Below are 21248 nucleotides of genomic sequence, written 5' to 3'. Positions count from 1 at the left end.
ATGGGTCCCCTCTGGTTAATTCCCGCCCTTCCCCTTGCCGGTTTTCTGCTGAATGCCCTTTTCGGAGCCAGACTTGGAAAACGGTTTGTCTCCTGGGTAGGATGTGGAAGCGTCGGGCTGGCCACTCTCTATGCCCTCGGAGTTGTGGTTCAATACCTCACCCACTTCAACGGATCCACGCGCACGGTTGAATTCTTTCCCTGGATTTCACTGAAGGGTCTCCACGTATCCTTTGCGTTTCAGATCGATGCCCTCAGCATCCTGATGCTCGGTTTTGTAACCTTCGTCGGATTCCTGATTCATATCTATTCCATCGGGTACATGCATGACGACCCGGGATACAGCCGGTTTTTTGCCTATCTCAATCTCTTCATGGTGGCCATGCTGATCCTGATCCTGGCGGACAACTTCCTCCTGATGTTCGTCGGATGGGAAGGTGTAGGGCTCTGTTCCTATCTCCTCATCGGTTTCTTCTTCAAGGAAACCTGGCCTGCCGATTCAGGTATGAAGGCCTTTATCGTGAATCGGATTGGAGACTTCGGCTTTCTGCTTGCCATCTTCACGATCATGGGCGCCTTCGGATCCCTGACCTTTGGAGAAGTTTTTGGAAAGGCCCTGGCTGAGCCGGAAGTGTATGCACCCGTCGCAACGATCATCGGTCTCTGCCTCTTTATCGGGGCGACGGGCAAGAGCGCACAGCTACCCCTCTACGTCTGGCTGCCGGACGCCATGGCGGGTCCCACGCCGGTCTCGGCCCTGATCCATGCGGCCACGATGGTCACCGCGGGCGTCTACATGGTGACGCGGTGCAACGTCATCTTCCGCCTCTCTCCGACAGCCATGGCCGTTGTGGCGATCGTCGGAGGGGTGACGGCCTTTTTTGCGGCGACGATGGGGGTGGCGCAGCGGGACATCAAGAAGATCCTGGCCTACTCGACCATCTCGCAGCTGGGGTACATGTTCCTTGCCGCAGGAGTGGGCGCGTACGTGTACGCGATGTTCCACGTACTGACCCACGCCTTCTTCAAGGCCTGCCTCTTCCTGGGATCGGGCTCCATGATCCATGCCTGCCATACGAACGATATCTTTGAAATGGGCGGACTTCGAAAGAAGATGCCCACGACCTTCTGGACCTTCATGGCGGCAACCCTGGCCATCTCGGGAATTCCGCCTTTCGCGGGGTTTTTCTCCAAAGACGGTATTCTGGCCTCGGTCTTTATGGCGGCGAAACATTCTCCCTGGATCTTCACCCTCTACGGTCTCGGCCTGGCGGGAGCCTTCATTACGGCCTTCTACATGTTCCGGGCCGTCTTTGTTGCCTTCTATGGCGATTACCGCGGTTCGGCCCACCCCCATGAATCACCCCGATCCATGACGATACCTCTTATCGTTCTCGGGATCCTCTCCATTGTCGGGGGACTGATCGGGATTCCCGGATCCCTGAACCGAATCGAGCATTACCTGGATCCGGTCATCCCTGAGATTCATGGTCACATCGCACATGCCGGGCACCTGACCCACGGGGAGGAGATTGTATTGATTTTCCTCTCTGTCGCCGTGGCTCTGGCCGGGATATTAACCGCACGGGCCCTCTATCTCAAAGATTCCGACTGGACAAAGGTGAAGGGATTTGTCCGTCGTCATCCGGGTATTCACAGTGTGGTTTTTCACAAGTATTACGTGGATGAATTCTACGTGATGATCATAATCCGCCCCTTCCGGAAGCTGGCCGATTTCTGCTCTTTTGTTATCGATACCCTCCTCGTCGACGGTACGGTCAATCTCACCGGGTTCTTTGTCCAGCTGTTCGGGGATATCCTGAGATTTTTCCAGACCGGTAACGTCCGGAATTACGCCCTGGGCCTCTTCATGGCCCTCGTGGCTGTAATCTGGATCTTTTTCCTTGGAGGATGATGTGACCTTTTTCGGTGTGCCCATTCTCTCCTTCATGATCTTTGCTCCCCTTGCCGGAGCCTTTCTCCTCCTCTTTTTCCCGCGGACATCCGAGACCGCCCAGCGTATCTTTTCCCTGCTGGTCAGTGTCGTGGTTTTTGCAGCCGGGGTTGTACTCTTTCTTCGCTTTGAACCAAACGCTTCGTTCCAGTTTGAAGAAAACCTCCTTTGGATTTCGAAATTTAATGTCCATTACCACCTTGCGGTCGATGGAATTTCACTCCTTCTCATCATTCTGACGGCTCTGTTGCTCCCGGTGGTGATTCTCGCTGGCTGGCGCTCCATTTCCACTCACGTGCGTGCCTACCATGTGGCTTTCCTGGTGCTGGAAGCAGCCGTAATCGGCGCCTTTTCCGCACTGGATCTCTTTCTCTTCTATATCTTCTGGGAACTTCTCCTGATTCCGATGTACCTCATCATCGGGGTTTGGGGAGGAAAACGCAGGATCTATGCCGCGGTGAAGTTTTTCCTATTCACAGCCGTTGGATCCTTTCTGATGTTTTTCGCCATCCTGTACCTCGTGGTTCAGCACCATGCCGCCACGGGAATTCTCACCTTTCAGCTGGCTGACTATGTCAACGGAGACCTCCCCACCGGGGCAGCCATGCTCTGTTTTCTGGCCTTTGCTCTTGCCTTCGGGATCAAGGTTCCCCTTGTCCCGGTCCACACCTGGCTGCCCGATGCCCATGTCGAGGCTCCTGCCGGCGGTTCCATTATCCTGGCCGGTGTTCTGCTGAAACTGGGTTCCTACGGATTTATCCGGTTCGCCATCCCCTTGTTTCCACGGGCGTATACCGCCTCCCTCCCCTGGCTCGTCGTGCTGGCGGTGGTCGGAATCACGTATGGTGCCTGGGTGTCCTTTGCCCAGAAGGATGTGAAAAAGCTTGTTGCCTATTCCTCCGTGGCTCATCTTGGTTTTGTCATGCTGGGACTCTTTGCCATGACCTCCCTCGGGGTTACCGGAAGTGTGATTCAGATGGTGAACCACGGGCTCTCCACCGGGGCGCTCTTCCTTATGGTTGGTTTTATTTACGATCGTACCCATACCCGGATGATGGAAGATTATGGAGGTCTGGCTGCGGTCATGCCCGTCTTCTTTGCGCTCTTCCTCCTGGTCACGCTCTCCTCGGTGGGACTCCCCGGACTGAATGGATTTATCGGTGAGTTCCTTGTACTGGCAGGGGCCTTCCCCGTCTTTAAGACTGCAACGATCATCGCAACGTCGGGCGTTATTTTTGCCGCCGTATACCTTCTTTACCTGGTTCGAAAGGTCTTTTTTGGCGCCGTGAACACCGCAACCCTCGAAGGACTTCAGGATCTTTCGATTCGTGAGATCATCTGTGTTCTGATCCTGGGTATTTTTATCGTGTGGATCGGCGTATATCCTTCCACCTTCCTTTCCAGAATTGAACCGGCAGTACAGGAATTTCTGAAGAATTATCAGTTATGGGTGGCTCCATGAACCCCATGTCCCTCTTCCCCGAAATTATCCTGATTGTCACCGGGCTTCTGATGCTTCTGCTGGAAGCCTTTGCCAAACGCCTGAGGCCCGGTGCATGGATCCTGGCCCTGGCTGGAACCGTCCTCTCCGGGTGGGCGGAATGGAACCAGGCCCCGGGTTCGTTCTTTATGGATTCCATCCATACCTCTCTGGCTACACAGGGGCTCAATACTCTGCTGATCGCGGGCACCTTTCTCGCCATCCTCTTTGCCCCCGCCCTATTAAAGCGGGACGGTGTCGTCCGCGGAGAGTTCTACACCCTTATCCTGTGGGGGACCGTCGGGATGATCTGGATGGTTCGAGGTTCCAACCTGCTGTCCGTCCTCATAGGCCTTGAGCTTCTCTCCGTATGCCTCTATGTCCTGACGGCCTATTACCGGGACACCGATGTCGCCCCGGAAGCATCCCTGAAATACTTTCTCATGGGGGCCTTCGCTTCGGCCATTCTCATCTTTGGTGCGGCCTTTTATTACGGTCTCACCGGGAATATCCTGATCCTGAAAATTCCGTCCGACGGGACGACCTTCACCATCGTCATCTTCTTCCTCCTTGCGGCCTTTGCCTTCAAGATGGCTGTCTTTCCCGTTCACGGATGGGCTCCGGATGTTTACCAGGGTTCGGCCTCACCGGTTACAACCTACCTTTCCACGCTGCCCAAAGTGGCCGCAATTGTGGTTTTCATCCGGCTCTTCACCCTGGCAGGGGGGGATGTGCCCATCAAAATCCTGGGCGCTGTCTGCATTCTCACAATGATCATGGGAAACCTGGTGGCGCTGGCCCAGCGGGATGTCAAGCGGATGCTGGCCTATTCGGGTATTGCACATATGGGCTACCTGCTGATCGGTGTGGTTGCGGGGACTTCGGAAGCCTACACGGCCATTTTCTTCTATCTCCCCGTTTACGTTGTCATGACCCTGACCGCCTTTGCCCTGATCGGTTTTCTCGGGCGCGGCGAAGAAGAGCCCCACACGCTCCGTGATTTTGGCGGGCTGGGGTTTTCCAGGCCTTTTTCCGCCTTTGTTCTGGCGGCCTGCCTCTTCTCGCTGACCGGAATTCCACCCTTTGCGGGCTTTATGGCCAAGTTCGCTCTCTTCAAGGCTGGCTTGAACGCCCATTACACCGGGCTTGTATTCATCGGGATTCTGAATTCCATCATTTCCATCTACTATTACATTCGTGTGGTCTATTACCTTTATATGAAATCTCCGGAAGACCGGGATCTCCCGGCGGGGGACTGGCGGGTCGGTTTTGCTTCCCTTACCGCTCTGCTCTTTTTACTATTTTTTGGTGTTTTCCCGGATCGGCTTCTGATCATGGCGCAAAACATTGCCGGTACATTCCTGGGGGGATGGTAAATGAACACAAAATTACAAAACATTTCCGATGTAACCATCAATCGACTCAGCCTCTACCTGCGGTGTCTGATTACCCTTGAGGACGAAGGGACTTCTACCGTTTCATCGCAGGAGCTGGCACGACGGTTTCACCTCAATTCGGCTCAGATTCGGAAGGACCTCGCCTATTTCGGAGAATTCGGGGTCAGGGGAGTCGGATACAATGTCCCGCTTCTCCGTGAACATCTGCAGAGGATTCTGGGTCTCACGGTCGAGCACTCCGTCGTCATTGTCGGAGCCGGCCATCTGGGGCAGGCGATCGCCGGATTCAAGGGATTCAACACCGGTGGGTTCAAGGTCGTAGGGCTTTTTGACACGGATCCGAAAAAGATCGGTCACGTGACCCGAAAGAAGATGGAAATCAAGGATGTCGTTCATCTTAAGGACATTATCCAGGAAACCGGAGCCGACATCGGTGTCATCGCGGTTCATCCCGAAAGTGCGCAGGATGTGTATGATCGGCTCACTTCCCTGGGGATCAAGGCGATCCTGAATTTCGCCCCCAAGCGGATCCAGGAAAAGATCGGGGTACGCCTTGAATATGTAGACATGAAGATCTTCCTGGAGACTCTTTCGTACTATCTGATTCACGATACCGGGAGTCGCCGGAAGAAAAAATAGGGTCCCAACACTACCCTCTCGAGATTCGTACAAACAGAGACAGAGTCGCAAGGGTTGAAATGCGGCCTGTGGTAGAATACCCTCTGTATCTCAATAGGAGGCACCATGAAACGGATCTTTTTTCTCCTGCTCCTCCTTTCGGCATTTATGCTGATGGCACAGGACAGTGCCCCGAGTATGACGATCGATCAGACAAGCTTTGATGCCGGAATCGTCATGAAAGGCACGGTTGTGGAGCATGATTTTCTTGTGAAAAATTCTGGGACCGCGGTCTTGAAGATTCTCTCCGCGAAACCCGGGTGAGGATGCGCAGTCACCCGGTTTGACCGGGAAATCCCCCCCGGTGGGGAGGGAAAGATCCATGCCCAGGTAAAGACAGACCACTATTCCGGCCCCATATCCAAAACCATACGGGTCGAAACCAATGACACCAAACTTCCCGTGACGACACTCACCATGAAGGCGACCATCAAAACCGTATTCACCCTGGTCCCGGAGCGCGTGAGTTTCACAGGGTACGAAACAAAGGGTGGAGATCAGACCGTCACGGTCAAGCACACGGATGGAAAGACCTTCAAACTTCTGGGACTTGAAGCGAAACCGGATTATATGGAGGTATCCTCCGATCCGGCATGGGGTACAGCCATTACAGAGGGACAGACGGCCACTCTTTCCCTGAAAGTGAAGCCCGATGCTCCAACGGGAAATCTGAGCAGTAAGATCACCATCAAGACCGACGTTCCCGATATGCCTCTTCTGGTTGTCGACGCCTTCGTCCGAATGAACCCGCTTGTCTCCGCGATTCCCAACCAGGTCCGCATGACCATTCGGACCCAGGCCTATCAGGCCAGGGTGAAGGATGTAAAAGTCAGCATTCACAAGGAACCGCAGGCTGACGCCGAAGTCATTCATGTGGCTGAGCCGGGCACGACATTGAATGTCCGCGAAACCCGCGACGGCTGGTATAAGATCTGGATCCCCGGAGTAGGGGAAGGTTGGATCGAAGACGGAGGTGTGGACCCAGTCTATCCTGGAACCACCTATGCCGTAACGGTCAACAAGCATGATGCCACCGATTTTACCGTGGAAAATGTGACAACGGACGTGCCTTCTCTGGAGATTGAAAGGAAGACCATCCGGGAAGGATCATCCTACCAGATTCTTTTGCATTACACGGGAGAGGTCAAAGATGACCTTGACCTTCAGGGTTCACTCACCGTTTTTACGAGTGATAAAAACTATGCAAAGATCAACGTTCCGGTTCAGATCAACGTGATGGATCGAACTACGCGTCCACCGGTTCCCCAGCAGAAGGGTACGATCACCCCGACGTTGAAGGTGGACGAGCTGAAACGAGGTGAACTGAAACGGAAGGAGAAAGATCTCGAGTGAGACGTCGACTGGGAGCCTCTCTCCTTCTCCTCGGTTCGCTTTTGTGCACGGCCCTTGTTCTGACAAGGGCCGTGTCACGTCCGGTCCTTCCCGACTTTGTCCAGGACGGATTTCGGAGCCTTGCCGGCCTTCTGACCCTCGTCCTGCAGTTCTGACCATAAAACAGGTTGGTCGCTGGACCTGGAATTTGCAGACACACGGCTACATCCGGGTTTCAGTTCTTACAAATGTATTGCATGAAAAATTTATGGAAATGGGGAATTCTATCCGGAAAGAGAAGGGCGGGTCGGGAAGAAAGTGATCCCCATTGCCGTTTGTACATGGATAGGAGGACGTGTACGATGACGCAACTTCAGCAGGATAAAGTTATGGAGATTCTATCCACGGTCATGGATCCGGAAATTCCGGTCAATATTGTCGATCTGGGCCTGATCTACGGTGTCCATGTCGAGGGAGCCTCCGTGCGAATTCAAATGACGCTCACAACACGGGGATGCCCTCTCCACAGCCAGATCAGGAAGATGGTGGAAGAATCGTTACAGAGAAGTGGATTCGAAGAGATCATTGTGGAGATCGTCTGGGATCCCCCCTGGTCCCGGTCCATGGCCTCGCTCGAAGCCCGGAAACGTCTGGGATGGAGTCTCTGATGGTTGAAAAAGACAGGATTCTGCAGGCTTTACAGACCGTTTCCTTCCCCGGTTTGACACGTGACATCGTCTCCTTCGGGTTTGTGAAGGAGATACACACGGAGGGATCAGCGATCCATGTCCGACTGGAGCTGACCTCCGAACGGGAAAACGTGGACCGGGAACTTTCAGAAAGCATAACGGAGGTTCTGACCGGCCTGGATGGGGTGGAAACCGTCACCGTCGACGTGGACCTGCAAAAACCGCAGACACAGAAGCAGGGACCTATCCATCCCGAGGGTGATCTTCTCAAGCAGATTCGATATAAGATTGCTGTTGCATCCGGAAAGGGAGGGGTGGGAAAATCTACCGTTGCCACAAACCTCGCCTGCGCCCTGAAATCCCTGGGATGGAAGGTCGGAATGCTGGACGCCGACATCTACGGTCCATCCCAGCAGATCATGCTGGGAATCCGGGAGGGAAAGCTCTACGCGAATGAAGAAAAGAAGATCCTCCCTGTGGAGGCAAATGGCATCCAGGTCATGTCCATCGGATTTCTCACGGATTCCGACTCCCCCGTGATCTGGCGGGGACTCATGGTCATGAAGGCCATTGAACAGTTCATTAAAGACGTCGCGTGGGGAAATCTGGACGCTCTCGTGATCGACCTGCCTCCCGGGACGGGCGATGCCCAGCTTACGCTCTGTCAGACGCTGCCCCTCTCCGGGGTCGTCATTGTGACCACCCCTCAGGATGTCGCTCTCGTGGACGCCCGAAAGGGACTTCAGATGTTTCGACGCCTATCGATCCCCGTCCTGGGAATCGTGGAAAACATGAGTACCTTTGTATGCCCCCATTGCGGTGAGATGACGCCGATTTTTCGTCAGGGCGGAGGCCGCCGAACAGGGGAAGAACTCGATGTACCGCTCCTGGCGGAAATCCCTATCGACCCGGCCCTTCCACCGTCCGGAGACGAGGGCACACCCCTGGTGATGATCGCTCCGGATTCTCCGGCGGCTATCGCCTTTCAGACATTGGCCCGGAATGTGATCCGGGAATTGAACGGATCGCAAGAATAAGGTTCAGGCTTCAAAGAGGGGATTCCAGCGGACGGAGAGGTATCGGGTTTTTAATTCTTCAGGAATTTCGGGTGGATCCATGGATCGGCAGGGAATTTGAAGAGCGTCGGAAAATGCACCTGTCAGATCTTTGATCAGATCAGGGATTTCATTTTCTTCCAGGGGGATGGGGGCGATGGACCGGGCAACCCGTTCTTCCCGAACACCAAATACTCTGGCGTACAGGGCTGGATCCTGATGGAGGAGCAGCGTGCCGTGAATAAGCGTCCCGCTCTTCCGGCGGGCCTGGGCACAGCCAATGGCCTTCTTTCCTCCAATGAGAATTGTCTCGGACCGGTAGTCTTCAAAACAGATGGGAGACCTCACCGTGGAGGAGGAATCGGAGCCTTCTGACGGGGAGAGGTGGGCGACTCTCGGGTTCAGGGTGGAAAAAAGGACTTCAACAAACCGTGCGTAGAGGGATCCGATGGTAGAAGCCCACGAATGGTTCGGAGGAAGGGAGAGGGAAATCGAGAGGTCCCCATTGTGAAAGACACCTGTCCCTCCGGAAATTCGCCTTAGAACCGGAATTTTCCTGCTCCGGCAGAACTCGAGATCGACATCGCCGGTTTCCTGACCGTAGCCAAGGACAAGAACGGGCCGGTTCCAGCGATAGATGAAAAGGGCGCTGGCTCCCGCGGAAAGAAAGATTTCCTCTGTTGTCAGATCCAGCGCCGGATCGTTTCCGAGTGCATGGGAGCAGAGGAGGACGGGTCCAGACTCCTCAGAAGGCGGAGAGGGATCCCGTCCGGAATTCAATACTGGATTCCCTCCCGTGCCACGACCCGGAAGGTCGGGTTGGCCAAACGGACTTCAATAGATCGGTAGCGGGGCTCCTCATCCGCTTTTGTACGGGTGTAATAGGTGAGGAGGTAATAGCCTCCGGTGGATTTTTCGATTTCCTTGAGAGAGGAGAGGAAGTGTTCCCCGTATGGATAGTAGGTTCCGCCTGTCCGATCCGCAACGGTCGACAGCATGGCCTCCATAGTGTGTCCCGCACCGCGGTGAAGATCCAGGATGTAGACCGCTGTATTGGCGCTGTTTAACTCCTCGATCAGGCGATCGAACTGCCGGGTGGTTGAATAGTCCCCGATGGGGCGCCCGATGGATGCAAAATTGAGCTTCCCGAACCCGTAAGAGAAGAGGACCATGTCTTTCCTGCCATCGATCCGTTCCAGGGCAAGAGTGAGCGATTCCAGACCGTCGATGAAGAGCTGGGCGTTCAGTTCCTCCGGGGGAGCCACCCAGTCGGGCATGTCGATGGCCTGGTCGGTCAGGAATCGGTCCTGGACGGTCTGGAGGAGGGCATCACGGCTTCCCGTAAAGTCACTCAGGCAGAGGAGCCTGCTTTTGAAAGTAAAGATCGCCGCCGTGTCTCCGTCCCGGAACCGGGAGTTCAGGAACGATTCCAGGTCCCTCTGAACCTGCTTCATTCTGGAAAAATCCGATCCGTCTATCTGTTTTTGAATCAGAATCACAAATTGACGCCCGGGCAGAGGTTCAGGGCGAAAAGATGGGTCCGCCACAATGGGATGGCGTGTGGAGTAATACTCCAGAGAGTTGATCTCCACCGGTTCGCCGTCGACGAGGAGGGTGAAATCATCCGGAGTCAATCCAAGGATCTGGTGGCCGGAATGGTCTGTGACGACAGCGTCGACCGTGGCAAGATGCACGGAGACGGTGTCGGTGAATTGGGGCATGGCCAGAGCGAGAAAAAGAAGTAGGGTGTTCATACCTTTGATAACAAAATGAAGGCGCACACCATTTCAACGGGGAAAAAAACGGGGAGGAAGATCTCTCTCGTCCATCTGAAGAAATGTCGCGATCGTCCGGGCCAGGTTCCCGATGTCAGATGTATCGGCTGGACCCCGGCACATATAGAGGTACCTGGATGTTTCGGCTTCTCCAAGAAAGAGGAAGATCCAGAGGTTGTCTGCTTTTGTCTGTTTCGATTTCAGGGTTAGAAGAGTCTGTTCAAGGTCGTTCAGCCGCTCCCTTCGAATCGATTCCCGCCGGGATGGATGAATCCTTTCGACCCCACGCAGACATATCGTCGCTGTGTGAGCTTCTCTTTCCGATGAGATCACGGTGATCTTTCCCCTTCGGAGCAGCATTTTCCGCGTGCCTGACTCCATCCACCCGTCGGAAAGGGTAAGGGTTGCGACCTGAGCCGATTGGATTTCCGCACGGTTCACGACAAAGGCATCCACAAACCCCGTCGGGTCTTCCCTTTGAAGGATGAAAGTGTTTTCTCCCGGATTTACGACGACATTCAGGGTCAGGGCTCCTTCCGGGGTGAGAAAGAGGGGGCCGTTATTCTCCATCCAGAACCGTGTCTGTGAAATTCGGGGAAGGTCAAAAAAGGATGAGGATAGGTCCCCAAGGTCGATTTGAATCAGGTTTGGGCTGTATTCGGAAGGTTCATCCTTTTGGCTGAAGGTTTTCATTGCAGGACAGGGGACAACGGCAGGGAAAAATCCGGCGGGGAGAAGGAGGATGGGAAGGGGAGGCATGGTGTGAGGAGCCAGGTCCGATCCTTCTGCAATGTAACCAAAGGCATCCTCTGCCACGGATGCCTCGATCCACGAGAGTTGATAGTCTGAACGAATATGCGTCAGGGAAAAGAGATCGCTCTCCTGGATCCCCCGACCGAAAAACATATAGATTCGATTCCCCTTTTTACGGTCTGTCCGCGTCCACTGGCCGGAGACGGTAAGGATGGCTGTCCTGTCTGGTGAAGGGTTTGCGATTCGGACAAGGGGATAGGTTTCTCCCATGAGCTTTCGTCTCACAACGGTGGATCCCGAAAGAGTCGTGTGGAACTGTCGTGCGGAGAGATCCAGGGGGGAATTCGTGGTAAATGTCCAGGTGAAGTTCTCAGGCAGGGGAAGGATGCCGTGGATGGCTGCACCAGGATTGAGGTACAGCTGATCTCCTTTCCATGAAAAGGAGGGATTCAGACTCGAGGGATTACCCCTGGAGATGAGCACCCTGGAAAGGGCGGCGGCGAGAAACCGACGATCATTGCTTTCCGGATCCACTTCAGATGGAGACCACAATCGGGTAAATCGAAAGGTCAAGACGGCCTCTTTTGTCGGCGGGCATTCGAGGGTGATCCATTGCCATGTCGTGTCCAGAGGGAAAGATCTCGATTCCCCTCCATGGAGAGAGATGGTCACGACCTGTCGCGGTTGAAAGGCCCGCAGACGAAGTGAAACATGGGTCCAGGATTCATTGGAAGACGGAACCTTTATGCCGACAGATCGGTCAAGGATCCAGCGGAACGGTTCAGCAGTGTCCCCTTCAAGATTGCTCCATCGTCCCTCAAAGCATTCTTCGCGCGTCAGGGGGAGTTCCCATCGGATTTCATTTTCCGAGGACCAGTGTGAGAGAAGGTCTCTTGTGGTGAAAATCCAGCCATCCTCCGACAATGCAGGGAAGGAAAAAAAGAAAAAGGAAAGCAGGAAAAAGATGCGGAATACCATGTAAGATCAGTTTACCATGGCGGGAGACGGGCTCCATGTGGTACACTCCGGGTATGGCAGACAAGGGTGGAATACGTTCCAAGGGCTACACGCTGAAAGGTGCGTTAGCGTACGTCGTTGATCGCCATGGGGATGAAGCTCTGAAACGGGTTCTGGACGTTCTGGACGGGGATCTGGCTTCTCTTCTGGCCTCGCGGGTTGTGCCTTCCGAGTGGTATCCCTTCGAGTATCAGGTCCGTTTCTACGAGGCAGTTGACAGGGTTCTCGGCCGGGGTGACCTGAGCCTGTGCTGGCAGATTGGAAGGTTTACGGCGGAATTTGAGCTTACGACGATTCACAAGATCTTTATGAAAGTCGGAGGGCCCCGCCGGTTGCTCTCACTTTCAGGTATGCTCTGGAACCGGTATTACAGTGTGGGAAAACTTGACGTTCAGTCGTTGGACAACCGGGGCGCCAAGGCTACCGTGCGGGATTTCCACCCCATCAGCCGGGCTTTCTGCTTTGACCTTGCAGGCTGGATGGAGCGAACCCTGGAATTGAGCGGAGGAAAGGATATCCATCTCGTTCACAGCGAGTGTGTCATCCAGGGAGCCAACGCCTGCGTATACGAAGGCTCCTGGTCAGAATAGGAAAAATCAGCCCTACGTCAGCTGTCCAGAGGGTGGACGAAAAGGCCGCTCCTCAATTTTGGTTCAAACCAGGTCGATTTTGGCGGCATGGTCATGTTCCGGTCCGCCACATCAAAGACATCCTCCAGGCTCGTAGGAAAAATACTGATGGCGAGTGTGAACTCTCCGCTGTCAACAAGGCGTTCCAGCTCGTCCATCCCAAGGATTCCCCCGACAAAATCGATTCTCGGATTGGTTTTGGGGTCGTCAATTCCGAGGACCGGCTGAATCAGGTTTTCATGGATGATGGACACATCGAGTCGCTGGTAGGGGTCGTTCCCGTCAAATGATCCGGGACGGGCGGTCAGAAGGTGCCAGGTTCCATCCATGTACATGCCAAATTCATGTTTTTGTGCGGGCTTTCGACTCGGAAAGGGTGTGGAAACCGTAAAGGACTGGCATGCTTTTTCGAAAAATTTCTCAGGGGAAAGTCCGCCCAGGTCTCGAATCACACGGTTGTAGTCGTAGATAAAGAGTTCATCATGGGGAAAGACAACCGCCATGAAAAAGTTATATTCTTCCTGCCCGGTGTGGTTCGGATTTTCCGATTTCAGCTGTTTCCAGACTCTCCAGGCCGATGCGGAACGGTGATGTCCGTCGGCGACATAGAGGGCGGGCAGTGTGGAAAATGCATCGGAAATGGCTTTGATCGCATTCTCATCATCCACAACCCAGAACTCGTGGCGCACCCTGCCGAACTGATCGTCGGTCGTGAAGTCGTATTCCGGTTCCTGTTTAGTCGGATCCTGCATCAGCGTCCGAAGGGTCTCTGTGGCTCGAAAGGAGAGGAATACGGGTTCGTTATGGGCCCGGGTTCCCAGAATGTAGTTTACCCGGTCATCTTCCTTCCGCTTCAGGGTCTTTTCGTGGATCTTGATCTTTCCCTCATCGTACTCGACGGCGGAGACCAGGGTGACCAGCCCCAGCTGGGTCCTTCCGTCCATGGTCTGGCGGTAGAGGTAGAGACAGGGCGTTGGATCCTGAACCATGATCCCATCCCTGACCAGGCGCTGCAGGTTCTCCCCCGCCATGGCGTAAACGGACGCATCATAGAGATCGGTTCCCGGAGGAAGGTCGATTTCCGCTCGTGCGATCCGGAGAAAGCTCAATGGGTTGCCTTCGGCCATCTTCATGGCTGTCTTCGTATTCACGACGTCATAGGGAGGTGCGGCGACACGCTCCGCGAGGTCTTTCCGGGGGCGCAATGCCCTGAAGGGTTTGATTGTAGACATGGACCTATCCTATAAAGTCACCCGCTGGTTGTCAATAGATCAGAAACAGCCAAAGTCTCTGTATAATAACTCCATGGAGGATCTGATTGCCATGGCCCGCTGGGTGGTCCACTCTTTTCTGGCCTTTTTCATCTCTTTCCTTCCTGAACGGTGGAAAATGAAGGATCCCCTGTCTTCCTTTTCATCCGCACCGGCCCATGCCCTTTCCGGTGTCCTGGAAGCATGCGCCGGGGCAGGGCTCCTTTTCGCAGGTCTGATTGCTCATGTGGAGGGATTTATTTCAACTTCCGGATACGACTACGTTGTTACGAAGGATTCGACGACGTACGGTGAACTCTTCGGAATTGGCGCCTTCGGTTACCTTGCCTTTTTCTTAAAGCCCCAGAGCTGGATTCTGCTCTATTTCTTCCTGGAAGGGATCGTCCGTGCTCTTGAGGCATCCTTTACCGGGAGGCATCTGGGCATCTTTCCTCTCTGGATGGTGGATCAAATCTGGACCACAGGACAAGAAGGGTTCCATTCTTTTCGTCTAAAACGGAAGATCGGACCGCAAACGTCTGATGAGATCGTGACAGATGAAAAGAACCCGGATCGCGGGATCGACCTCTATTCTTCCGAGCTGAAGCCATGGTCCGATGTCCAGGTTGTGGAATACGGTGAACGACATTACATCCTGCTTTCAACAAGCCTCGTCCAGCGGAAAGACCGGTACGCCTATCGGTACCGGTTTCGCCCCCTTGCGGACAACGAGCTGATTCGTGGCTCCATCGTCCGCGTGGGCGAGCCGGAAACCCCCTCAGGGAGCTGAAAGTCTGCTGTCGTTACGGATCCACCACCCGTAAGAGAAGACCGGGATCCGTTTCTGAGGCTGACCGTATTGCGGGGCATTACTTTCCACGATGTCCAGGTTTTCGTAGTCGGCCAGGTTCCCCACGGAAAAGTGGAAGTCGGCAATCGCCTTGCGCACATTGATCCGCGCCATGATTTCCCGGGTTTTGGCATCGGAAAGATCGGCTTCGACCTCAAGAACCTGGAAAGACGTTGTCATTCCGTTGTCGTACTTTTTTCTCTCGGCATCCAGGTTTTTTTCCGCCAGGACTCGACTGACCCGGGCGGCTTCCATCGATTGTCTGGCGGTCGCCAGGTTTCTGAGAGCGTTTCGGATTTCCAGAAATACCGCCTGGCGAAGCTGCTCCATTTCTTTATCGGCACGGTCCAGTGTGAGTTCGGCAATCGTTCGTTTTGCACGGGCGTCCCGGTTCCCGATCGGCATGGAGAAGGTCAATGCTGCGGTCCAGTTTCCATAGTCGCGGTCCAGAACCTGTTCGTTGGCGTCGGAAAGACCTCCCGGAATGATTTCGAGAACCTCTCCCGAGTTTGGATCCCTGATGATTGTGTCTCCACCGGAGCCTGCGTACCAGTAATTCACGTTGAGGTCCAGGCTGGGAAGGAGGTTGTTCCTTGCCACGAGATAGTCGTTCTTTTTCGCTTCAAAGTCCAGATGCTTGATCCGGACATCGGGGCGGAGCGTAAGGGCCTCTTCATAGCTTTCGTTGAGGTCAAACTCGAGATCGCTGGTTTCAACCTCCTCGATGGGAATGATTTCCTGGTCCCACTCTTTGGGATCGGTAACGTTCAGAAGATTTTTCAGGTGATCCTGAGCGGCGGCTACGGTATTTTGAGCCAGAATGATCTGCTCTTCCCGGGTGGCCACCCCCACCTGGGCCTGGTAGATGTCGATGGGAGCCTGGGTTCCCAGATCGATGCGCTTCTGGGTGTCTTCCAGAAGCTCCCGGGCCAGTTCGAGATCGACCTTCTTCACCTCCAGGTCCGCCAGGGCATAGTGAAGGTCCCAGTAGGCCTTTTCCACGGCGAGAATTGTGGACATGATCTGATAGCGGAGCTGCTCCCGGGATGTCGAGTGGGCCTGTTCATTCAGGGTGATCCGGTACCGGGTGACATCGGTTCCGAACCCCTGAAGAAGGGACTGGCTGAATCCCAGTGAAAGGGAGCCTGTAAAGGAGGGATTGACGGTATAGAAGGTGGAGTTGTTTTCCGACCGGTTTGCCTGATAGGACAGGGAAACGGAACCTCCCGAAGGGATAAGCTGGCTGATCGAAAAACTTCCATCCTTCCCTTCCGATTTAAAGACCTGGGCACCCTGAAGTTCCCAGACCGAGGGACTGGTATTGGAGTCTTCGGAGTATCGAGCGGATAGGACCGGGTCAAAGATCCCCATCGAAGAGCGAACATTTTCCCCGCTCATCTGTGTGTCAAGGGCCTGGATCTGGATATCCAGATTATTTTTCAGAGCCCGGTTCAGGCAGTCCTGCAGGGACATCTCCTGGGCAAACAGGGCGGTGGACAGAGTCAGAATAGCAATACCGATCGTTCGAAACATGGATACCTCCTCTTTCAAAAGACACACTACAGCAATAGTACGCAATCAGGACCGTTTAGGTTCATTTTCCGGACGAAAACAGCGAAATGCAACCCCGTCCCGGTTCTCAGCAGGCGGAACGCGTTGCTTACAGATATCGATTCTCCGGTTACATCGAGGAGCAAAGGGGCATCCCGAATCCGGGAGAATCTCTTCAGAGTCCACCGGAGAGATTTCAGGAAGGGGCTCACCGGGAATACCGCTCAGAACAGATTGAAGAAGCAGGCGCGTATAGGGGTGATTCGGTCGGGCAAAGAGATCCGTCACGTGACCCTCTTCCACCACCAGTCCTCTGTACATGACCAGGGCTCTGTCACAAAAGAGATGGACAAGGTGAAGATCGTGAGCAATGAAGAGAAGGGAAAGCGATCGCCGCTGAATGAGATCCTGGAGAAGATTGAGAACCTGTGCCTGAATGCTGACATCGAGTGCGGCCACCGGTTCATCCAGAACCAGGATGTCGGGATCCAGAACCAGGGCTCTTGCCAGGGCGACTCTCTGACGCTGTCCTCCTGAGATCTGGTGGGGAAGCCGGTCCAGAATCCACTCGCCCAGCCCCACTTCCTCCAGCGTTTGCCGGATCCTCCCGGCTGCCTCCTTCCGGTCAACCCTGTGGATGAACAGGGGTTCCTGAAGGATGGAACGTACGGTCTGCAGGGGATCGAGGGAGGCAAAGGGATCCTGAAAGACATACTGGACCGTGCGTCGAAAATCCTTAAGATCCTGTCCCTTCAGACGGGACAGGCTTCGGCCTTTGTACCGTACCTCTCCCTGTTCGGAGGAGAGGAGACCGACCGAGGTCAGGGCCAGAGTCGTCTTCCCGCTTCCCGATTCACCCACAAAGCCCAGCGTCTTTCCCTGTACAAGCGAGAAAGAGACATCCTGGAGGATGGATCGGCCCCCTCGGGAGACGTAAAGATTGTGACCGGAAAGGATCGCGTCAGCCACTTTGGTTCTCCGCATGGATACAGCGGCAGGCGCCGTCCTGAAGCGATACCAGCAAAGGAAGGTGTTCCGAGCATCGCGGTTCGGATTCTTCGCATCGGGGACCGAAGGGACAGCCGGGTGGCCTTTCGGACGGAGAGGGTACATTACCGGGAATGGTGGGAAGGGGCCTGCCCCTTGTTGCAGATGATGGACGGGAACGGAGAAGGGCCCGCGTATAGGGGTGGGCGGGGTGATGGATCACCTGCTCCGTGGCACCCTCCTCCATCACCATTCCGGCATAGAGAACGGCGACCCGGTCGGCGATGTGGGCGACAAGGGAAAGATCATGGGTGATAAAGAGAAGGGCAAAGCCGAGGCTTTTCTTTGCATCCATAAGGAGGTGGAGGATCTCCGTCTGCACGGTGACATCCAGGGCTGTGGTCGGCTCGTCGGCGATCAAGAGATCGGGATGCGCTGCCAGGGCCATCGCGATCATGACCCGCTGACGCATTCCGCCGGAGAGTTCGTGAGGAAAGAGCCGAAGCGTGCCCTCAGCATCGTGGATCCGGACCCCGGCCAGTGCATCCCGGGAGCGGGACAGGGCCTCTCTCTTTCCCAGGTCTTCTCTCTGGCGAAAAATTTCAGCCAGCTGGGTGCCGATGGAAAGGACGGGGTTGAGGGCGCTCATCGATTCCTGAAAAACCATGGAGACGGTGCGGCCCCGGATCTGACGCCAGCGCGCCTCATCCACACGGGTTACATCCTCCCCTTTCAGCTCGATCGATCCGGCCGTAACTCGAATTCCGGGTGGCAGAAGGCCCATGACGGCATGGGCTGTCATGCTCTTTCCGCTCCCGGATTCTCCGACAAGGGCCAGAACCTCTCCCGGCTGAAGAGTCAGATCGACTTCTTCCAGAAGTGCATGGGAAGCATGAAGGGTGAGGCCGTCGATACGGAGAAGGGGGGTCGGGTCGATCATGGGAAAGAAAAGAGCGTCCGGCACACGGGTCGGACGCTCTCCATGGTCAATACGTCGGTGCGGATCAGTTGGTCGGCCAGATGCAGTCGATATCCGGTCGGACCGAGAAGGCGGCCTCGAGGTAGGTCGGGTCTCCGCTCACGTTATGTACCTTGGAGCCGTAGGCCATGACGGCGGGTACTCCATTACCCACAACCGATCCGGACTTGATCGATACGCGGGCCATGAAGCCCGATCCGGTCAGGCCCAGCTGGTTGAGAATGTTGCCCTGTTGAAACTGGGAGAGGGGGCCCATCGTGTATTCCAGGGGCCCGTAGACGTTACCGGCACCGTCCAGGATCTCCACCTGGATCGTCTCGGTCACGCTGTCGGAGACATTCAGGATTCCAACGTTGGTCCGAAAAGTGGTCGTGTTCTCCAGATCGAAGATGAGCAGATGGTCCATGCCCTCCGCCGCGTAGTTGGGATCGGCAAAGTAGTACCAGGGAAGGCCCGGGATGCCCTGGCCGTAGGCTTTGCTGGCATCGCCAGGGTCCGGGGTCCAGGTTCGGGATGTGGCAATGATGTCTGCATCGAAATCACCGGCGTCCTGGCCCCATATAAAGAGGGCACCCGATCCCGATTCGGCGAAGTAACCGATAATATCACTGATCGTTGTGCTCTCCCCGGCTCCGAGGGGATCGGTCAGGGCGAGTTCCTGGTACCCGCCGGTCAGGCCGGAGGGAATGTACCAGAGTGTCAGATAGACATCAAAGTTGTTGGGATTATAGATCGTAATGTCGGTCTGCCAGTTGGTTCCACCGGCACCGGCGGTTCTGGCGGCTGCCGGAACGATGACAGCCTCGGCAGTCCGGAATACTCCGAATGCCGTGCTAACAATTGAAAGAGCAAGAAGCGTAAATAATAATTTTTTCATGTACATCCTCCCTGAAGATGGTCAAGATACAGGGCGCCGGTGGGCGTAGTCCTGTTTCAAAAGCGACATCGAATAGTTTACCTTGGTTCCGGTCGGAGATGCAACCTTGATCACGTAGGAACCCCGGGCAAGGTTGGGCTGACTGATGGAGGTCCCCGAGTCCACCGGGTTACCGTTCAGCGTCGTGAGCGTGACGTCGAGGGTCCCGCCGGTCAGGGTCAGGGTCATCGGCCCGTCGGCAAAGTGGTCGAAGGTGTAGTAGTCCACATCCCCGTCGGGACAGAGATCGGTCTGGTAAGCACCGCTGTATAGGATGTAATAGGCCTGGGATAAGGAATTGTTGGGTTCCCCGGCTCCATTACAGGCTTCTCCGCCGCCCCCGATGGAATGGCTGCAGATCAGGAGATAGGGATGGCCTCCGTCGGTAAAGATCGGCCAGTTGGCAAAGACGTTGACGGTGTAAGTCCCGGGCGGAGTGGAGGAACAGGGAGGGGTGGCACAGACATCGACCTGTTCGGAAACGTTCTGATGGTCCGTCCCCGTCGTGGCGGGAAAGGATGGATTATTGGGATCAAGAAGGTAGGGATAGTAGGTTGTCGATCCCGAAACAATGGAGAGGTCCAGGTCGGAGGAGAGATAGAAACCGCCGTAATCGAGCCAGGAGAGGGTACACCGGAGAGGGTCGGAATCATTTTTGGTAATCGTGTAACTCTGGGTCATGTCGCTATCGACCCTGCCCTGAGTGTAGTGATCGGTGAGATCCATCAGTTCGATGGCGTCCCGTACCTGGGGAAGGCCGTAGCCAAAATGGTAGTCAGGTCCCGGGTTTTCAAGATCCTCTGCCGTCTGGGCCAGGAAGCCCCGGACGATCGATACATCGGCCAGCTCCCCCCAGATTTCCTGCCACTTCTGCGAAACGACGGCGGAAATGCCGGTGATGTAAGGAGCCGCAAAGGAGGTGCCGTCGACATACCCGGCATAGCCGATGGTGGAAATATCCTTTCCTGGCGCTACGAAATCGGGTTTCATTACGCCGTTGTTGCAGGGACCGGAGGATGAAAAACTTACAAGCCTGTATTTATTTGTCATGGTGTCTTTGTACATGGCGCCGACCACGAGGGCATTCTTGGAGCAGGAGAGGTTGCCCACCGAACCGTAATCGGGGTCAGGATCGTGTTCATCGGTATGGAGGGCGGAGTCGCAGCGGCTTGTAGAATCAGGGCAGTAACAGTGGTTATGGCCTCCATAAATCGCGGGAGAATAGATCTCTCCGCGATCGTTCCCGGAAGAAAAGACAACGACGGTCTTTAACGGCTCCGATCCAATCGGGAGAATCAGGTTGTCCATCTCCTTAGCGTAGTTGTCATAGTCCCCGAATCCGTCCGCGACATACTCCGAAGAGTTGTAGCAATAGAACTGGGGTTTATTCTTCGATCCCCAGGTCCAGCCAAGGACATATCCCCAGGAGTTGTTGTCGGCGGCGATATTGTAGGCCGGGAAGTCCATTTCCTTTTCGGAAAAGATGTCTCCGTTGTAATCCCGGACGTAGGCGTAGGCTCCCGGCGCCATTCCCTTGTACTGGGCATTGGTGGCCCCCTGGGCGACGACAATTCCTGTCGTGGAAGTGGCGTGCGGGTCGGACCCTGTCGCGTCCAGGTTCTGCGCGTGTCCGGAAAGTTCCTGGTTGGAGAGGTCGGCGGTCCCGCCGTCCATGATTTCCACGTTCATGCCCTGGCCCAGCATGCCCAGGATATTCTGGACCTGGTCCATCTGCATGTATTCCCCTTCAAACCAGGAGTGGGTTGTCTTGGGTTTGACCCATGTGGTGGAAAAGGTTTGCTTGAGAGAAAGGGGGAGTTCATTGTCCTGGTAGAGGATCATGCACTTTCCATAGGGCTGCCCGCCATATTTTTCCACGTACATGTCACGGTCAGCGCAGGGTTGGACAAAGACAGACACTACGGCAAAGAGTAGGAGGGTATTCATGTATGCTAGA

20 protein-coding genes are annotated in these 21248 nt (G+C 55.1%); 11 read left to right on the top strand and 9 right to left on the bottom strand.

All coding sequences use genetic code 11. The features are described 5' to 3' along the window. The 9 genes from nuoL (at position 1) to PLD04_06085 (ending at position 8566) form a co-directional block, all read left to right on the top strand. Complete coding sequence (gene nuoL / locus PLD04_06125; GenBank protein ID HXK67902.1) at positions 1 to 1914, top strand: NADH-quinone oxidoreductase subunit L; 1914 nt, start codon at positions 1 to 3, stop codon at positions 1912 to 1914. 1 nt (position 1915) lies between these two features. Then, positions 1916 to 3415 (top strand): NADH-quinone oxidoreductase subunit M, encoded by a 1500-nt coding sequence (locus PLD04_06120; GenBank protein HXK67901.1) that lies wholly within the window; start codon positions 1916 to 1918, stop codon positions 3413 to 3415. Next, a complete protein-coding gene (locus tag PLD04_06115; protein HXK67900.1) occupies positions 3412 to 4809 on the top strand; it encodes an NADH-quinone oxidoreductase subunit N in 1398 nt (465 codons plus the stop codon). The genes PLD04_06120 and PLD04_06115 overlap by 4 nt, the downstream gene beginning before the upstream one ends. Then, positions 4810 to 5469: a redox-sensing transcriptional repressor Rex gene (locus tag PLD04_06110; protein ID HXK67899.1), complete on the top strand. Its 660-nt coding sequence runs from the start codon at positions 4810 to 4812 to the stop codon at positions 5467 to 5469. Positions 5470 to 5574: 105 nt separating this feature from the next. Beyond that, positions 5575 to 5772: a hypothetical protein gene (locus PLD04_06105; protein HXK67898.1), complete on the top strand. Its 198-nt coding sequence runs from the start codon at positions 5575 to 5577 to the stop codon at positions 5770 to 5772. A 153-nt stretch (positions 5773 to 5925) separates the two neighbouring features. Continuing rightward, a complete protein-coding gene (locus PLD04_06100) occupies positions 5926 to 6861 on the top strand; it encodes an SH3 domain-containing protein (protein ID HXK67897.1) in 936 nt (311 codons plus the stop codon). Continuing rightward, a complete protein-coding gene (locus PLD04_06095) occupies positions 6858 to 7016 on the top strand; it encodes a hypothetical protein (GenBank protein ID HXK67896.1) in 159 nt (52 codons plus the stop codon). The genes PLD04_06100 and PLD04_06095 overlap by 4 nt, the downstream gene beginning before the upstream one ends. A 186-nt stretch (positions 7017 to 7202) precedes the next feature. Beyond that, on the top strand, positions 7203 to 7508 hold the full coding sequence (locus tag PLD04_06090) for an iron-sulfur cluster assembly protein (GenBank protein ID HXK67895.1): 306 nt from the start codon (positions 7203 to 7205) through the stop codon (positions 7506 to 7508). Then, positions 7508 to 8566: an Mrp/NBP35 family ATP-binding protein gene (locus tag PLD04_06085; protein ID HXK67894.1), complete on the top strand. Its 1059-nt coding sequence runs from the start codon at positions 7508 to 7510 to the stop codon at positions 8564 to 8566. Before PLD04_06090 ends, PLD04_06085 begins: the two co-directional genes overlap by 1 nt. Before the next feature lie 3 nt (positions 8567 to 8569). On the opposite strand, the gene PLD04_06080 is transcribed toward PLD04_06085, so the two are convergent. Genes PLD04_06080 through PLD04_06070 form a run of 3 tightly spaced genes read right to left on the bottom strand, consistent with a single transcriptional unit; the run spans position 8570 to position 12090 of the window. Then, a complete protein-coding gene (locus PLD04_06080; GenBank protein HXK67893.1) occupies positions 8570 to 9364 on the bottom strand; it encodes a biotin/lipoate A/B protein ligase family protein in 795 nt (264 codons plus the stop codon). Continuing rightward, a complete protein-coding gene (locus tag PLD04_06075; GenBank protein HXK67892.1) occupies positions 9361 to 10338 on the bottom strand; it encodes a VWA domain-containing protein in 978 nt (325 codons plus the stop codon). The genes PLD04_06080 and PLD04_06075 overlap by 4 nt, the downstream gene beginning before the upstream one ends. A 33-nt stretch (positions 10339 to 10371) precedes the next feature. Then, a complete protein-coding gene (locus tag PLD04_06070) occupies positions 10372 to 12090 on the bottom strand; it encodes a hypothetical protein (GenBank protein ID HXK67891.1) in 1719 nt (572 codons plus the stop codon). Positions 12091 to 12143: 53 nt separating this feature from the next. Between PLD04_06070 and PLD04_06065 the strand changes: the two genes are divergently transcribed. Then, a complete protein-coding gene (locus PLD04_06065; protein HXK67890.1) occupies positions 12144 to 12719 on the top strand; it encodes a hypothetical protein in 576 nt (191 codons plus the stop codon). A gap of 17 nt (positions 12720 to 12736) precedes the next feature. Here PLD04_06065 and PLD04_06060 read toward each other — a convergent pair whose 3' ends face one another. Next, the gene (locus PLD04_06060; GenBank protein ID HXK67889.1) at positions 12737 to 13990 is read right to left on the bottom strand and encodes a DUF1015 domain-containing protein; all 1254 of its coding nucleotides are present in this window, start codon (positions 13988 to 13990) and stop codon (positions 12737 to 12739) included. A 73-nt stretch (positions 13991 to 14063) separates the two neighbouring features. Between PLD04_06060 and PLD04_06055 the strand changes: the two genes are divergently transcribed. Further along, entirely contained in the window at positions 14064 to 14798 is a 735-nt protein-coding gene (locus PLD04_06055; GenBank protein HXK67888.1) for a hypothetical protein, read from the top strand. Here PLD04_06055 and PLD04_06050 read toward each other — a convergent pair. From PLD04_06050 to PLD04_06030, 5 genes are read right to left on the bottom strand one after another with little or no spacing between them, the layout of a single operon-like run. Then, on the bottom strand, positions 14787 to 16391 hold the full coding sequence (locus PLD04_06050; protein ID HXK67887.1) for a TolC family protein: 1605 nt from the start codon (positions 16389 to 16391) through the stop codon (positions 14787 to 14789). The two genes, PLD04_06055 and PLD04_06050, sit on opposite strands and share 12 nt — an antisense overlap. Before the next feature lie 45 nt (positions 16392 to 16436). Continuing rightward, entirely contained in the window at positions 16437 to 17378 is a 942-nt protein-coding gene (locus PLD04_06045) for an ABC transporter ATP-binding protein (GenBank protein ID HXK67886.1), read from the bottom strand. Next, complete coding sequence (locus PLD04_06040) at positions 17371 to 18360, bottom strand: ABC transporter ATP-binding protein (GenBank protein ID HXK67885.1); 990 nt, start codon at positions 18358 to 18360, stop codon at positions 17371 to 17373. The genes PLD04_06045 and PLD04_06040 overlap by 8 nt, the downstream gene beginning before the upstream one ends. 40 nt (positions 18361 to 18400) lie before the next feature. Further along, on the bottom strand, positions 18401 to 19252 hold the full coding sequence (locus PLD04_06035; GenBank protein HXK67884.1) for a hypothetical protein: 852 nt from the start codon (positions 19250 to 19252) through the stop codon (positions 18401 to 18403). A gap of 21 nt (positions 19253 to 19273) precedes the next feature. Further along, positions 19274 to 21238, bottom strand: a complete 1965-nt coding sequence (locus tag PLD04_06030) for a S8 family serine peptidase (GenBank protein ID HXK67883.1) — start codon at positions 21236 to 21238, stop codon at positions 19274 to 19276. Positions 21239 to 21248 lie beyond the last annotated feature (10 nt).

The sequence above is a fragment of the Thermoanaerobaculia bacterium genome (assembly GCA_035593605.1).
In the GTDB taxonomy this organism is placed as follows: Bacteria; Acidobacteriota; Thermoanaerobaculia; order UBA2201; family DAOSWS01; genus DAOSWS01.
The sequence above is the reverse complement of the archived record's forward strand: the minus strand, read 5'-3'. Positions and strand labels throughout refer to the sequence as shown.